The sequence below is a fragment of the Streptomyces atriruber genome (genome assembly GCF_001418325.1).
GTDB lineage: Bacteria > Actinomycetota > Actinomycetes > Streptomycetales > Streptomycetaceae > Streptomyces > Streptomyces atriruber.
In genome coordinates this window covers 1-14,396 of record NZ_LIPN01000158.1, presented here as the reverse complement: position 1 = coordinate 14,396, position 14,396 = coordinate 1, and the positions used below count along the sequence as shown (strand labels likewise).

14 protein-coding genes and 1 pseudogene are annotated in these 14,396 nt (G+C 70.8%); 7 read left to right on the top strand and 8 right to left on the bottom strand.

Annotation, left to right across the window (positions count from 1 at the left end; all coding sequences use genetic code 11):
• Positions 1–68: 68 nt before the first annotated feature.
• Positions 69–200: a hypothetical protein gene (locus AOK03_RS44875; protein WP_279616325.1), complete on the bottom strand. Its 132-nt coding sequence runs from the start codon at positions 198–200 to the stop codon at positions 69–71.
• Between the two features lie 422 nt (positions 201–622).
• On the opposite strand from AOK03_RS44875, the gene AOK03_RS17735 reads away from it, so the two are divergent.
• Both AOK03_RS17735 and AOK03_RS40975 read left to right on the top strand, forming a co-directional pair.
• Positions 623–1,522: a helix-turn-helix domain-containing protein gene (locus AOK03_RS17735; protein ID WP_055566255.1), complete on the top strand. Its 900-nt coding sequence runs from the start codon at positions 623–625 to the stop codon at positions 1,520–1,522.
• Positions 1,523–1,676: 154 nt separating this feature from the next.
• The gene (locus AOK03_RS40975) at positions 1,677–1,889 is read left to right on the top strand and encodes a DUF397 domain-containing protein (RefSeq protein WP_079074792.1); all 213 of its coding nucleotides are present in this window, start codon (positions 1,677–1,679) and stop codon (positions 1,887–1,889) included.
• Positions 1,890–1,923: 34 nt separating this feature from the next.
• Here AOK03_RS40975 and AOK03_RS17730 read toward each other — a convergent pair whose 3' ends face one another.
• Positions 1,924–3,351, bottom strand: a complete 1,428-nt coding sequence (locus AOK03_RS17730) for an MFS transporter (RefSeq protein WP_055566254.1) — start codon at positions 3,349–3,351, stop codon at positions 1,924–1,926.
• 91 nt (positions 3,352–3,442) lie between these two features.
• Between AOK03_RS17730 and AOK03_RS17725 the strand changes: the two genes are divergently transcribed.
• On the top strand, positions 3,443–4,348 hold the full coding sequence (locus AOK03_RS17725; RefSeq protein ID WP_055566253.1) for a helix-turn-helix transcriptional regulator: 906 nt from the start codon (positions 3,443–3,445) through the stop codon (positions 4,346–4,348).
• Between the two features lie 26 nt (positions 4,349–4,374).
• Positions 4,375–4,728 (top strand): hypothetical protein, encoded by a 354-nt coding sequence (locus AOK03_RS17720; protein WP_055566252.1) that lies wholly within the window; start codon positions 4,375–4,377, stop codon positions 4,726–4,728.
• 195 nt (positions 4,729–4,923) lie between these two features.
• On the opposite strand, the gene AOK03_RS17715 is transcribed toward AOK03_RS17720, so the two are convergent.
• The gene (locus AOK03_RS17715) at positions 4,924–5,262 is read right to left on the bottom strand and encodes a P-II family nitrogen regulator (RefSeq protein WP_055566251.1); all 339 of its coding nucleotides are present in this window, start codon (positions 5,260–5,262) and stop codon (positions 4,924–4,926) included.
• Entirely contained in the window at positions 5,259–6,557 is a 1,299-nt protein-coding gene (locus AOK03_RS17710; RefSeq protein ID WP_055566250.1) for an ammonium transporter, read from the bottom strand. Before AOK03_RS17710 ends, AOK03_RS17715 begins: the two co-directional genes overlap by 4 nt.
• Before the next feature lie 187 nt (positions 6,558–6,744).
• Between AOK03_RS17710 and era the strand changes: the two genes are divergently transcribed.
• Complete coding sequence (gene era / locus AOK03_RS17705; protein WP_055566266.1) at positions 6,745–7,698, top strand: GTPase Era; 954 nt, start codon at positions 6,745–6,747, stop codon at positions 7,696–7,698.
• 151 nt (positions 7,699–7,849) lie between these two features.
• On the opposite strand, the gene AOK03_RS17700 is transcribed toward era, so the two are convergent.
• The 4 genes from AOK03_RS17700 to AOK03_RS17685 all read right to left on the bottom strand — a co-directional run bounded on the left by AOK03_RS17700 (position 7,850) and on the right by AOK03_RS17685 (position 11,980).
• The gene (locus tag AOK03_RS17700; protein WP_055566249.1) at positions 7,850–9,088 is read right to left on the bottom strand and encodes an MFS transporter; all 1,239 of its coding nucleotides are present in this window, start codon (positions 9,086–9,088) and stop codon (positions 7,850–7,852) included.
• Positions 9,085–10,464 (bottom strand): GH1 family beta-glucosidase, encoded by a 1,380-nt coding sequence (locus AOK03_RS17695; protein WP_055566248.1) that lies wholly within the window; start codon positions 10,462–10,464, stop codon positions 9,085–9,087. Before AOK03_RS17695 ends, AOK03_RS17700 begins: the two co-directional genes overlap by 4 nt.
• 107 nt (positions 10,465–10,571) lie before the next feature.
• Complete coding sequence (locus tag AOK03_RS17690; protein WP_055566247.1) at positions 10,572–10,838, bottom strand: protealysin inhibitor emfourin; 267 nt, start codon at positions 10,836–10,838, stop codon at positions 10,572–10,574.
• Between the two features lie 65 nt (positions 10,839–10,903).
• On the bottom strand, positions 10,904–11,980 hold the full coding sequence (locus AOK03_RS17685; RefSeq protein ID WP_055566246.1) for a M4 family metallopeptidase: 1,077 nt from the start codon (positions 11,978–11,980) through the stop codon (positions 10,904–10,906).
• Between the two features lie 293 nt (positions 11,981–12,273).
• Between AOK03_RS17685 and leuA the strand changes: the two genes are divergently transcribed.
• Both leuA and AOK03_RS44065 read left to right on the top strand, forming a co-directional pair.
• Positions 12,274–13,995, top strand: a complete 1,722-nt coding sequence (gene leuA, locus AOK03_RS17680; RefSeq protein WP_055566245.1) for a 2-isopropylmalate synthase — start codon at positions 12,274–12,276, stop codon at positions 13,993–13,995.
• A 170-nt stretch (positions 13,996–14,165) separates the two neighbouring features.
• Positions 14,166–14,396: pseudogene (locus tag AOK03_RS44065) on the top strand (hypothetical protein); the annotation flags it as partial.

The window sequence follows — 14,396 nt, the reverse complement described above, 5'->3', positions numbered from 1 at the left end:
GTGGAAACGTCTGTGCGATGGCGTCCGCCGCAGCTGGTCCCGGTCTCGAGCCGGGGCCAGTTCGCGTTTCACACGTGAGGCAGGATCCACCTGTCGATGATCTCCTGGACCATCATCAAGAGGCTCACCCACTGGGCCGACAGTGCGACCCGTTCGGTCCACGTGTGGATGGTGCGGCGCCCGTCAGGCTTCTCGGCCATCGGGCTGTACTCCTTCCTGGTTCCACGCAAGTCGTGGATACCGCGGCGAGCCACGAACGGGTGGCGCCAGGAAGGGGGAAATCAGCGGTCGACGGCACTCGGTGGAGTGGATCCGTGCCGCAACGGCTCCGTTCTCAACCTCCTTGCAGCGGCGGTCAGTTGAGCAGGCTACCCTCTGCTATATCGTAGCCCGGACGTCGCGACATGGGTAGTACTGAAGTCCACATTGCGCATCGAAGGCTCGCCAAGTGCGATATAGCTACTCGGCAACTGTCGGCCTCGGTCCGCCACTGCGGTTGCGCGCCCACGCGCTTCGAGGTCTCCTGACAGTGGCGTGAACTGTCGTCCCGGAAGGTCTCGATGAGTAAGCTGCTAGTCTGCTATGTTGCACCTCGCACGGTCCGGTCGGAGGTGAAGCCATCATGAGCGCGCCAAGTGCGGCACTTCAGCGGCTGCGGCTGCGCACCGAGCTCCGAAAGGCGCGGACCGCCGCGCGCCTCACTCAGCGGCAGGTCGCCGCGAAGATGGAGTGGAGCCCCTCCAAGCTGATCCGGATCGAGGCCGGCGAAGTCGGCGTCTCGGTCAACGACTTGCGGCCCCTCCTGGATGCGTACGGGATCAGGGACCGCCGCAAGATCGAGGAGCTGCTCGATCTCGCGCGGGGCAGTCGGAAGATGCCGTACGCCGAGTACCGCGACCTGTACAGCAAAGAGTTCCTGCAGTTCCTCGCCCTGGAGTCGTCGGCGTCCATCGTCCGCGCGTACAACTCGCTTCAGCTGCCCGGCCCCCTGCAGACCGAGGAGTACGGCCGCGCCATCATGAAGGCGTACGACAAGGGGACCGATGACGAGGTGGTCGAGCGCGCCATCGAGGTGCGGCTCTCCCGCCAGGACATGCTGACGTCCGGCGACCGCGAGGTGTTCTACATTCTCGACGAGGCGGTCGTGCGTCGTCAGGTCGGTGGACGCGGCGTCATGCGCGCCCAGTTGGAGCGGCTCGCGGAGCTGGCGGCCCTGCCGAAGTTCACCATCCAGATCCTGCCGTTCAGCGTCGGCGCGCACCCTGGGATCCAAGGGCCCTTCACGCTCTTCGAGTTCGAGGCGGACGAGATGCCGGACTCGCTCTACCTGGAGAACCCGCGCGGTGATTCGTACACCACCAACGCGCCGGAGGAGAGCGGGCGTTACCTGGAGAGGTTCTGGGAGCTGGAGGACCTCGCCGTCAAGGAGCGCACCGTGGACATCCTCAAGGCGCTGGCGCTCAGGGCCGAAGAGGGGGCGGACGATCTGGAGAGGCTCCTGCCGCCCGTCGAATCTGCTTGACACACCATCAATCTCCGCTGACACAAGGGACCTTGGCCCGAAACCGGTCGTACAGATCTGTGTGACGCGCCGTTATCCTGGAAGAGGTGCTACGTGCCTCTGCACCAGCCGCGCCGGGCCGGCTGGTCTTCCGCACCCGGGGTGGAGGAGCGGCGTGGGCAGCACATGGGGATGGCGCAAGAGCAGTGCGAGCGGGGCGCCCAGCGAAGACTGCGTGGAGATCGCCTGGACCGGCAGGACCGTCCTCATCCGTGACTCCGCGCGCCCCCGGGGCGCGATCGTCGTGGTGAGCCCGGAAGCCTGGACCGTCTTCCTCTCCGTGGTGTCCCGCGCTCAAGCGCGGGACGTGACGGCGGCCCGGCCCTGACGGTGCCGGGCCGGGTCACACCGGATCACGGGGCTCACGCGCGCTTGCGCCCGCCGAGTCCCACGGCCACGGCGGCTGCCGTCGCGAGGACCACCGCGGCGTCGATCGCGAGGACCGTCCGCGTGCCGGTGAGGAGGTCGGAGTCCGTCGTCGCGAGGACGCCGAGCACCGGGATGCCGATGGTGAGGCCCACCTGCTGGGTCGAGGTGACCAGGCCCGTCGCCAAGCCCTGCTCCTCGTCGGGCACGCCCGACGTGACCGTCACGCCGTACGAGACGATCGCGCCCAGGTGGAACATGCTCGCCACCGACACCGCGGCCGTGGCGAGCCACACCGACCAGCCGCCCTCGCCGATGCCGAGCAGCGCCGCCCCCAGGAGACCCTGGCCGACCAGCGAACCGACCAGCGTGCGGCGCGCGCCGAAGCGGCCGATGATCCTGGGTGCGTACACACCGGCGACCACCGACAGGACGCCCTGCACGCCGAAGATCAGACCGGTCTCGAAGGCCGAGAGGCGCAGGACCTCCTGGAAGTAGAGGGTCAGCACGAAGACGACCGTCGACATCATCGAGAAGGTGACCAGACCGCCGAGGTTGCCCCACGCCACCGTGCGGCGGCGCAGCATCGGCAGCGAGACGAGCGGGGATTCGGCGCGCGACTCGACGTATCCGAAGAGGGCCAGCAGGAGCACGCCCGCCACCAGTGCGGCGATGACGTCCGTGCCGCCGAAGCCGCGCTGGGCCGCCGTGGACAGGGCGTAGATCAGGGAGAGCAGACCGCCGGTGACCGTCACGGCGCCGGGGACGTCCAGGCGCGGGCGGTCCGGGGTGCGCGACTCGGGGAGCAGGCCGGGCGCCAGCGGCAGCACGATCAGCGCGAAGAGGGTCAGCAGGCCCATCGTGGAACGCCAGCCGAGGGTGTCCGTCAGGACGCCGCCGAGCACCATGCCGACGGTGAAGCCGAGCGAGAGCAGCGTGCCGGAGATGCCGAGCGCCCGGTCGCGCTGCGGGCCCTCGGGGAAGGTGGTCGTCAGGAGGGACATGCCGGTCGGCACGATGGCCGCCGCGCCCACGCCCTGCAGCGCGCGCCCGGTCAGGAAGGACGCCGGGTCCCACGCGAACGTGGCGAGCAGCGAGGCCAGACCGAAGAGCGCGAGGCCGGCGAGGAACAGCTTGCGGCGCCCGAAGAGGTCGCCGGTCCTGCCGAAGAGGAGCAGGAAGCCTCCCGACGGCAGCGCGAAGGCGGTCACCGCCCACTGCAGCGCGGAGTGGCTCATGCCGAGGTCGGGGCCGAGCACGGGCAGCGCCACGTTCAGCACGGAGAAGTCGAGCGCGACCATGAACTGAGCGGCGCAGAGCACGAAGAGGACGAGCTTGTCGCGGGTGGAGAGCTTGGGGCCGTGCGGTTGCGGGGCCGGCGGCGCGGCCTGGGGGGACGGGGCAGTGGTGGTGTCGATCGCCATGGTCAAGAGCTTGCGTCGGCCGGAATAGACGTGGGGAGCGGGAACTTATGCTGGTGGTCGGAACACCAGTCAGGGCTTGGGGGAGCGCCACATGGCAGCAGCAGTGCCGGTCACGTCGGACACGGACGCCTCGAAGGCGCGTCGCCTGGGGGAGCTCCGGGAGTTCCTGATGAGCCGCCGCGCCCGGGTCAGCCCCGCGGAGGCCGGGCTGCCGGACGGTGGGGCCCGCCGACGCACGCCGGGCCTGCGCCGCGAGGAGGTCGCCGTGCTCGCCGGGGTCGGCGCCTCCTGGTACCAGTGGCTGGAGCAGGGCCGCGACATCTCCGTGTCGCCGCAGGTCCTGGACTCCGTGGCGCGCGTGCTGAAGCTGAGCGGCGCCGAGCGGCGCCATCTGTACGTGCTGTCCGGGCTCAACCCCCCGCGGCCCGAGGTCGCCAGGGACGACCAGGAGATGTGCGAGGGGCTGCACCGGCTCATCGACACGTGGATGCCGCAGCCCGCGCACATCATGGACGCGTACTGGAACTGCGTCATGTACAACGACGCGGCCGCGTCGGTGCTCGGCATGCGCTCGGAGACCTCCGAGAACTGCCTGCTCACCTTCTTCACCGACCCCATCTACCGGGCCCGCGCGCGGAGCTGGGAGCGGAACGCGCCGCAGGTCGTCGCGATGTACCGGGCCGCCTGTTCGGAGCACCCCGACGACGACGGCTTCGCCGCGGTGATCGCCGAGGCGAAGTCGGTCAGCCAGGAGTTCGTGGAGCTCTGGGAGCGGCGGGACATCCTGCCCGGCGGGCAGGTCGCCAAGGAGATCGAGCACCCGGTGGTGGGTGCGCTGTTCCTGGAGTCGACGCAGCTGAAGGTTCCGGCCAGGCCCGACCTCACGATCGTGCTGCACACGCCGATGCCGCACGCGGAGGCGGACACCGCGGGGAAGCTGGCGTGGCTGGCCTCGCCCGAGGGGCGGCGCGGGTCGATCTATCCGGTGGCGGTGTAGTGGAGCCTGCTCCGTATGCTCGGGGCATGACTGAGAGCGCCGCGCTGGACCCCGAGGACCGCAAGATCGTCACCCTGGCCCGTTCCGCACGGGCCCGCAACGGTGTGCCCGAGGGGGCGGCCGTGCGGGACGAGACGGGACGTACGTACGTGGCGGGCACCGTGGCCCTCGACTCGCTCCGGCTGTCCGCGCTGCGGACGGCGGTGGCGATGGCGGTGGCGTCCGGGGCGGAGTCCCTGGAGGCGGCGGCGGTCGTATCCGGGGCGGAGGAGCTCACCGCGGAGGATCTCGCCGCGGTGCGGGACCTCGGCGGGGCCGGGACGCCGGTGTTCCTCGCGGGGGCCGACGGAGAGGTCCGGGTACGGGCCGAGGCGGGCTGAGGTCCGGCCGCCGGCGGTTCCTTCCCCGATCCCGCCCCTTCCCGAACCGGGGTTCCGCCCCGGACCCCGCTCCTCAGACGCCGGAGGGGCTGAAGATCCACGGCGGCGGGATATCAAGCCCGTCCGGCGATTGAGGACGAACTCGGCGGAGCCGGTGATGACGCCGGCCCCGTGCGACGCCCACCCGACCGGAGGTCACACCGCCTCCGGGCCTCGTTCTCCCGTCCGCACCCGCACCACCGTGTCGACGGGGACCGACCACACCTTGCCGTCGCCGATCTTTCCCGTGTGCGCCGCGCGGACGATCGCGTCGATGGCCGGGTCCGCGTCCGGGTCGGCGACCACGACCTCGATGCGGACCTTGGGGACCAGGTCGACCTGGTACTCCGCGCCCCGATAGACCTCGGTGTGGCCGCGCTGGCGGCCGTAGCCGCTGGCCTCGGTGACCGTCAGGCCCTGCACGCCGAGCTCCTGGAGCGCCGACTTCACCTCGTCCAGGCGGAACGGCTTGATGATCGCGGTGATCAGCTTCATGCGGCGGGGCTCCCCTTCTTCACCGAGGCGGAGCCCACCGGGCTCGCCAGGACGCCGTGATCGTAGGCGCTCTCGGCGTGCTGTGTCTGGTCCAGGCCCGTCAGCTCGTCCTCGGCCGGCGCCCGGAAGCCCATCAGCCCGTCGATGCCCTTTCCGAGGGCGTAGGTGACCACGAAGGTGTACGTCGCCACCACCATGACCGCCACCGCCTGCTTGCCGAGCTGCGCCGCGCCGCCGCCGTGGAAGAGCCCCTCCGGGCCGTCCGTCATCGTGGCCGTCGCGAACAGGCCGATCAGCAGCGTGCCGACGACCCCGCCCACCAGGTGCACGCCGACGACGTCGAGCGAGTCGTCGTAGCCGAGCCGGAACTTCCACGCGACCGCGTACGAGCAGACGACGCCCGCGGCGAGACCGATCACCGCCGCGCCCAGGATGTCGACGACCCCGCACGACGGGGTGATCGCGACGAGCCCGGCCACCGCGCCCGACGCCGCGCCGAACGTGGTGGGGTGCCCGTCCCGCTGCTGCTCCACGAAGAGCCAGCCCAGCAGGCCCGTGCAGCCGGCGACCAGGGTGTTGAGGAGGGACGCCGCGGCGAGGCCGTTCGCGCCGAGCGCGGAACCGCCGTTGAAGCCGAGCCAGCCGAACCAGAGCAGGCCCGCGCCCATCAGGACCATGGGCAGGTTGTGCGGGCGCATCGCCTCCTTCCGGAAGCCGATGCGCGGTCCGAGGACCAGACACAGGGCCAGGCCCGAGGCGCCCGACGCGATCTCCACGACCAGGCCGCCCGCGAAGTCGAGGGCGCCGAGGGAGCTCGCGATCCAGCCGTCGGGACCCCACACCCAGTGCGCCACGGGAACGTATACGACAAGGGTCCAGACCGGCACGAAGACCAGCCAGGCCGCGAACCGGGTGCGGTCCGCGATCGCCCCGCTGATCAGCGCCGCCGTGATGACGGCGAAGGTGAGCTGGAAGGTGGTGAAGAGGAGGGTGGGGACCGTGCCGGTGAGCGAGTCCGGGCCGATGCCCGCCATGCCGAGGTGGTCGAGGCCGCCGATCAGGCCCGCGAAGGTGTCGTCGCCGAAGGCCAGGGAGTATCCGGCGAGCAGCCAGACCACCGTGACCAGGGCGATCGAGACGAACGACATGAGCAGCATGTTCAGGACGCTCTTCGTGCGGACCATGCCGCCGTAGAACAGGGCGAGGCCCGGCGTCATCAGGAGGACGAGCGCGGTGGCCGCGAGCAGCCAGGCGGTGTCGCCGGTGTCGAGGTGGGGGGCGGCGGAGGTCGTCATGGGGGGAGAGCGTCACGGGCGCGCGTTTCGTATCGGGCACCCGCGGGTTTCCGCCGTGTTTCGTGTTGCGTGCTTCGTGTAGCGGGGGTTCCGTGTGCTCATCGGTTCCGGCCCGTGGGGTGGTGCGCCGCGGCCCGGCGGGCCGGTCGGTGCGGCGGGGCTCCGGGGATCAGGGACAATGGGCGCCATGAGCGTTCGTACCCCGTCATCAGCCGAGCCGTCCGAGGCCGCCCACCGCGCCGGCTTCGCCTGCTTCGTCGGCCGCCCCAACGCGGGCAAGTCCACCCTCACGAACGCTCTGGTCGGCAAGAAGGTCGCGATCACCGCGAACCAGCCGCAGACCACGCGGCACACCGTGCGCGGCATCGTGCACCGGCCCGACGCCCAGATGATCCTGGTGGACACCCCCGGCCTCCACAAGCCGCGCACGCTGCTCGGCGAGCGGCTCAACGACGTCGTGCGCACGACGTGGGCCGAGGTCGACGTGATCGGCTTCTGTCTGCCCGCGAACGAGAAGCTCGGGCCCGGCGACCGGTTCATCGCCAAGGAGCTCGCCTCCATCAAGAAGACGCCGAAGATCGCGATCATCACCAAGACCGACCTCGTCGACAGCAAGGCGCTCGCCGAGCAGCTCATCGCCATCGACCAGCTCGGCAAGGAGCTCGGCTTCGAGTGGGCCGAGATCGTGCCGGTGTCGGCGGTCGGCGACCAGCAGGTCGGACTGCTCGCGGACCTCATCGTGCCGCTGCTGCCCGAGGGCCCCGCGCTCTACCCCGAGGGCGACCTCACGGACGAGCCCGAGCAGGTCATGGTCGCCGAGCTGATCCGCGAGGCGGCGCTGGAGGGCGTGCGGGACGAGCTGCCGCACTCCATCGCGGTCGTGGTGGAGGAGATGCTGCCGCGCGAGGACCGGCCCGCGGACAAGCCGCTGCTCGACATCCACGCGTTCGTCTACATCGAGCGGCCCAGCCAGAAGGGCATCATCATCGGCCCGAAGGGCAAGCGGCTCAAGGACGTCGGCATCAAGTCCCGCAAGCAGATCGAGGCACTCCTCGGCACGCCGGTCTTCTTGGACCTGCATGTGAAGGTCGCCAAGGACTGGCAGCGGGACCCGCGCCAGCTGCGCAAGCTGGGGTTCTGAGCGGGTTTGTGCGGGGCTTGGCGGGTGGTTGGCTGTGCGCGCCTGTCACGCGGCGGTAGTCGCACGTTGATGCGGCCTGGACCCGCATGTGAAGGTCGCCGAGGACTGGCAGCGGGACCCGCGCCAGCTCGGGTGCTGAGGCGCCGCCCCGTCATCGCACCCCCTTGATCCGCGTCACCAGCACCGAGCCCGTCACGCCGATCACCGCTGCCGTGAGGTACAGGGCGCGGTAGCCGCCCAGGTGGGTCACGATCGGGGCCGCCATGGCGGGGGCCGCCACCTGGGGCAGGGAGTTGGCGATGTTGATGATGCCGAGGTCCTTGCCGCGGTCCGCGGCCGTGGGCAGGACGTCCGTCATCAGGGCGAAGTCCACCGAGGTGAAGACGCCGAAGCCGATGCCGAGCAGCGCCGCCGCGACGATCGCGCCCGGCCACGTCTGCCAGAGGGCGAGCAGGCCCGTCGCCACCGCCATCAGCGCCCCCGACCAGATCACGAAGGGCTTGCGGCGGCCCACCCGGTCCGACCAGGCGCCGCCCACCACGACCGTGGCGAGCATCGTCGCGCCGTTCACGGCCGTCAGGATCAGCACGCCCTCCTCCGGGTCCGCGCGGTCCAGGCGGTCGCGGAGGAAGTAGAGGAGATAGAGCAGCACCAGCGAGTTGCTGACGTTGATCAGGAAGCGGGTCAGCCACGCCCAGGCCAGGTCGGGGTGGCGGCGCGGGCTCGGCCGGAAGCCCGCGAGGAAGTCCCGCCGGGACCACGGCGGCCGGTCGGCCTCGGCCAGGCGCAGGTCCCGATGGCGTACGACGTAGGGCAGGACGCCCACCAGGGTGAAGACCGCGCAGGCCGCGTACCCGCCGACCGTCCCGCCCGCCGCCGTCGCGAGCCCCGTGCCGACGACCACGCCGAGCAGCTGCGCCGCGCCGAGCCAGCCGCCCACCGAGCCCCGCTGCAGGCGCGGCACACGGTCCGGCACGGCGGCCGTCACCGCGGCGAACGCGGCGTTCAGGGTGAGCTGGACCAGGCACCAGCCCGCCGCGAGCCACCACACCGAGTCCGCCGCGGAGAGCAGCAGCAGCGCTGCCGCGCCGCCCGCCGCGCCCGCCACGATCCACGGGGTGCGCCGCCCCCAGCGGGACGTGGTGCGGTCCGAGAGCGCGCCGAAGAGGGGGTTCGCGGCGAGGGAGACGACCGCGCCGATGCCCGTCACCCAGGCGAGCACGGTCTCCTTGGAGGTGCCCGCGGGCGCGAGGTCCTCCGCCTGGACGGCGAGGAGGATCTGCAGCGGGCCGTACCAGCCCACCCAGATCGCGCCGTTGGCGACCGACAGCGCGGCCGTCCAGCCGCGGCCCACCCGTTCGGTCGGCTCCCGCAGCGCGGTGGCGGTCATGGGCGCCGCGCCCGCAGGGCCTCGCGCAGCCAGTGGTACGACGCCTTCGGGGTGCGCACCTGCGTGGAGTGGTCGACGTGGACGAGGCCGAAGCGCTGCCGGTAGCCCTCCGCCCACTCGAAGTTGTCGATCAGCGACCAGACGAAGTAGCCGCGCACGTCCACGCCCGACGCCATCGCCCGGTGCAGCGCCCGCAGATGGCCGTCGAGGTAGGAGATGCGGTCCTGGTCGTCGAGTCCGTCGTACGAGCAGCCGTTCTCGGTGATGACGAGGGGCGGGAGGCGGTCGCCGTAGCGGTCGCGGAAGGCGGTGAGCAGTTCGGGGAGGGCCTCGGGGACGACCGGCCAGCCGAAGTCCGTGACCGGATAGCCCTCGATCTGCCGCGGGGAGAAGGGGAGTTCGGGCGGGATCGTGACGCCCGCGAACTCGGTGGCCGTGCCCTCGGGGAGCGGCGCCCCCACCTTCGTCGGCTGGTAGAAGTTGATCCCGTACCAGTCGAGCGGCTCCGAGACGACCGACAGGTCGGCGTCGAGGTCGTCCGAGGGCATCAGCTCGCCGATGCCCTCCGGGTAGCGGCCGAGGAGCAGCGGGTCCGCGAAGAGGCGGTTGAGGAGCAGGTCGTAGAAGTCCGCGGCGGCCGTGTCGTCCTCGGCGGCGGAGGCGGGCCAGGTCGGGCCGTGCGAGTTGGCGATGCCGATGTCTCCGGCGCCGGCCGCGCGCAGCGCCCGTACGGCCAGGCCGTGTGCGAGGAGCTGGTGGTGGGCGACGGGCAGCGCGTCGAAGAGGAGCCGTTCGCCGGGGGCGTGCTGGCCGAGCGCGTGGCCCAGCAGGGTGTGTTCCGCCGGTTCGTTGAGGGTGATCCACTTGGTGACGCGGTCGCCGACGCGGGCCGCGACGACGGCCGCGTACTCGGCGAACCGCTCGGCGGTGTCCCGGTTCAGCCAGCCGCCCTTCTCCTGCACGGCGAGCGGGGTGTCCCAGTGGAAGAGGGTGGGGACGGGGCGGATGCCCGCCGCGCACAGCTCGTCGACGAGGCGGTCGTAGAAGTCCAGGCCCGCCGGGTCCACCGTGCCCGCGCCGGTCGGCAGCACGCGCGGCCAGGACACCGAGAAGCGGTAGGCGTCCACGCCCAGGTCGCGGACGAGCGCCACGTCCTCGCGGTAGCGGTGGTAGTGGTCGCAGGCCACCGCGGCCGTCGAGCCGTCCTTCACGTTCCCCGGTACGGCCGTGAACGCGTCCCAGACCGAGGCGCCGCGCTCGGCGACGGCGCCCTCGATCTGGTGGGCCGACGTGGAGACGCCCCACACGAAGTCGCGGGGGAACTCAGGGAGCCTGGGGAACGGGGGGATCGCCGGTGTCGCCGCACTCGCTGCCATGGGCGGGATCTTCCGTACCGCCGAGTACGGAAGTCAATGGGCATGCGCGGAAAAGGTGAACAATCCTCAGGTTCACTGATTCTCGGGTCCGCCGACCCCCAGGCTTCCTACGCGCCCTCCTTCAGCACCCGTGAGATCAGCTTCCGCTGCGGCTCCGTCAGCCGCGGGTCCGAGCAGTACACCGTCCGCCCGTCCACCGTCAGCTGGTAGTTGAAGCCGTCCGGCACCCCTATCGGCGGGGCGCTCCGACCCTCGGCCACGGCCTGTTCGGCCAGGGCGTGCCATTCCGGGGCATCGGCCAGCTGCGAGGTGTCCACCTCGGCATGCCGGTCGATGCCCGCGAATCCTCCGGTCCGCTTCACCTGGATACGCATGGGTCCTGTCTACTCCACCGGGCGGGCGGCCGGTAGCACGTCATCGGGCCGGTCGTCGCGGCAGTTCAGTCGGTCGCCGGGACCTTGACCGTGGACCACGCGTCGATGACGGCCTTGAGCTCGTCCCCGTCGCCGTACTTGGCGCGCGCGGCGGCCACCGTCAGCTTCGCGAAGTCGGCGAAGGACGCGTCCTGCGCCAGCTCGCCACCGGTCAGGACGGCGTACCAGATCTGTCCGGCCCGCTCCCACGAGTGACCGCCGAGGGCATCGGCGACCAGGTAGAACGCGCGGTTGGGGATGCCGGAGTTGATGTGCACGCCGCCGTTGTCGCGGCCCGTGCGGACGTAGTGGTCCATGTCGGCGGGCTGCGGGTCCTTGCCGAGCACGTCGTCGTCGTACGCCGTGCCGGGCTCCTTCATGGAGCGCAGCGCCTTGCCGGTGACGCGCGGGGCGAGCAGTCCCGCGCCGATCAGCCAGTCGGCCTCCTGGGCGGTCTGGCCGAGTGTGTACTGCTTGATCATCGATCCGAAGACGTCCGCCATCGACTCGTTCAGGGCGCCCGGCTGGCCGAAGTACGTGAGGTTGGCCGTGTACTGCACGACGCCGTGGGTGAGCTCGTGGCCGATGACGTCCACGGGGATGGTGAAGTCGAGGAAGATCTCGTTGTCGCCGTCGCCGAACACCATCTGCTCGCCGTTCCAGAAGGCGTTCCCGTAGTCCTCGCCGTAGTGCACGGTGGCGTTCAGCGGCAGGCCGTTGCCGTCGATGGAGTTGCGCTCGTACGACTTCTGGTAGAGCTCGAAGGTGGCGCCGAGGCCTGCGTACGCCCGGTTGACGGTGGCGTCCTTGCCGGGCTTGTCGCCCTCGCCGCGCACCTTGCGGCCCGGGAGCTCCGTGCGGTGCTTGGCGTCGTAGATCGTGCGGTGCGGCTTGCCCTCGGCGGCTTCCTTGGGCGCGGCGACGCTGGGCGCGCCGATGACGGTCGTCAGGCGGCGGTGGGTGCGCTCGATGGAGTCCCGCTCCAGGGTGCGGCGGGCGGGTGCGGCGAGCGCGGGGTCCTGGCTCTGGGCGAGCGTGTCCAGGACGTGGGGCGGGACGATGGTGCAGAAGACGGGCTCGAAGCCCCGTGGGTTGACGGTCATGGCGGCAATGTGGCACTGGGTCATGCCGCTGTCACTACCTGAAACCATGATTGCTGAAATAGAGGGATTGATCACCACAGGGGGTTTATCCGGCCACGGTCCCGCATACTGATACGGGCCCGCGCACAGAGCGCGGCTCGGCTAGGCTGCGGCACATCATGCGATTCGGGCTGCTTCTCCTTAGCTGCCGCGGCGAGGGCCTGTAAGTCGAGGCCGACCCCCTCCCCGCGGAGTTCGGCGTTGCGCTAAAGACCGTCGGCCGTCCTTCAGGACACTTCCGAGGAGCCCCGCACATGCCGAACTTCCAGCGCCCCACTTCCATGCCGGTTCACAAGTACGGGCAGTACGAGCAGGTCGACATCCCCGACCGCACCTGGCCGGACAACCGGATCACGGTCGCTCCCCGCTGGCTCTCCACCGATCTGCGCGACGGCAACCAGGCGCTGATCGACCCGATGTCCCCGGCCCGCAAGCGCGCCATGTTCGACCTGCTGGTGCGCATGGGCTACAAGGAGATCGAGGTCGGTTTCCCCTCGTCGGGCCAGACGGACTTCGACTTCGTACGGTCGATCATCGAGGACGAGGACGCGATCCCCGAGGACGTGACCATCTCCGTCCTGACCCAGGCGCGCGAAGAGCTCATCGAGCGCACGGTGGAGTCACTGAAGGGCGCCCGGCGCGCGACGGTCCACCTGTACAACGCGACCGCACCCGTGTGGCGTGATGTCGTCTTCCGCGGCTCGCGCGACGCCGTGAAGCAGATCGCCGTCGACGGCACGCGCCTGGTCATGGAGTACGCCGACAAGCTGCTCGACGACCGCACGACCTTCGGCTACCAGTACAGCCCCGAGATCTTCACCGACACCGAGCTGGACTTCGCCCTGGAGGTCTGCGAGGGCGTCATGGACGTCTGGCAGCCCGACGCCGACCGCGAGATCATCCTCAACCTGCCCGCCACGGTCGAGCGTTCGACGCCCTCGACCCACGCGGACCGCTTCGAGTGGATGTCCCGCAACCTGTCCCGGCGCGAGCACGTCTGCCTCTCCATCCACCCGCACAACGACCGCGGCACCGCCGTCGCCGCCGCCGAGCTGGCCGTCATGGCCGGCGGCGACCGCGTCGAGGGCTGCCTGTTCGGCCAGGGCGAGCGCACCGGCAACGTCGACCTGGTGACGCTGGGCATGAATCTCTTCTCGCAGGGCGTCGACCCGCAGGTCGACCTGTCGGACATCGACGAGGTCCGCCGCGTGTACGAGTACTGCACGCAGATGGAGGTCCACCCCCGGCACCCGTACGCGGGCGACCTGGTCTACACCGCCTTCTCCGGCTCCCACCAGGACGCCATCAAGAAGGGCTTCGACGCGATGGAGAGCCGGGCCGAGGCCGACGGCAAGACCGTCGACGACATCGAGTGGGCCGTGCCGTACCTGCCCATCGACCCCAAGGACGTCGGCCGGTCCTACGAGGCCGTCATCCGCGTCAACTCGCAGTCCGGCAAGGGCGGCATCGCGTACGTCCTGAAGAACGACCACAAGCTGGACCTGCCGCGCCGCATGCAGATCGAGTTCTCCAGGATCATCCAGACGAAGACCGACGCCGAGGGCGGCGAGGTCACGCCCGCCGCGATCTGGAGCGTCTTCCAGGACGAGTACCTGCCGAACCCCGCGAACCCCTGGGGTCGGATTCAGGTCAAGAACGGCCAGACGACGACCGACACCGACGGCGTCGACCGCCTCACCGTCGAGGCCACGCTGGACGGCGCGGACACCGTCCTGACCGGTACGGGCAACGGCCCGATCTCCGCCTTCTTCGACGCGCTGCAGGGCATCGGCATCGACGTACGCCTCCTGGACTACCAGGAGCACACGATGAGCGAGGGCGCGTCCGCGCAGGCCGCCTCGTACATCGAGTGCGCGATCGGCGACAAGGTGCTCTGGGGCATCGGCATCGACGCGAACACGACGCGCGCCTCGCTCAAGGCCGTCGTCTCCGCCGTCAACCGCGCGGCACGCTAGTCCGCCACCCGTCCCCGCCCGGCCCCGTCCGCCTTTCCGGCGGGCGGGGCCGCGTCATCTCCCGGCCATGTCGGGCTCGCTCTCCTGTGCGAGGTGCTGACGCCACATCATCGATGTGGCTAACATCACGCCAACGCGGCAATGCAGCCGGGGAGTTACGGAGGTGCGTGATGCTGCCAGATCGGGAACGAAACGGTCGGAATGCCCGCATCCCCGTCAAGCCGGTCTCGCGCGGGCGGGCGTTGTGCAGGCGCATGGTCGGCATGCACACGGCCTGGGACGCCGTCGGCGACGGTGAATTCTTCTGCCCGGCCTGCGGCGGCGACCGCAACTACCAGCGCCTCACGGGACGGCGCCGCTTCGTCCTGCTCGGCCTGCCCGTCGTGCCGCGCGGCACCCGC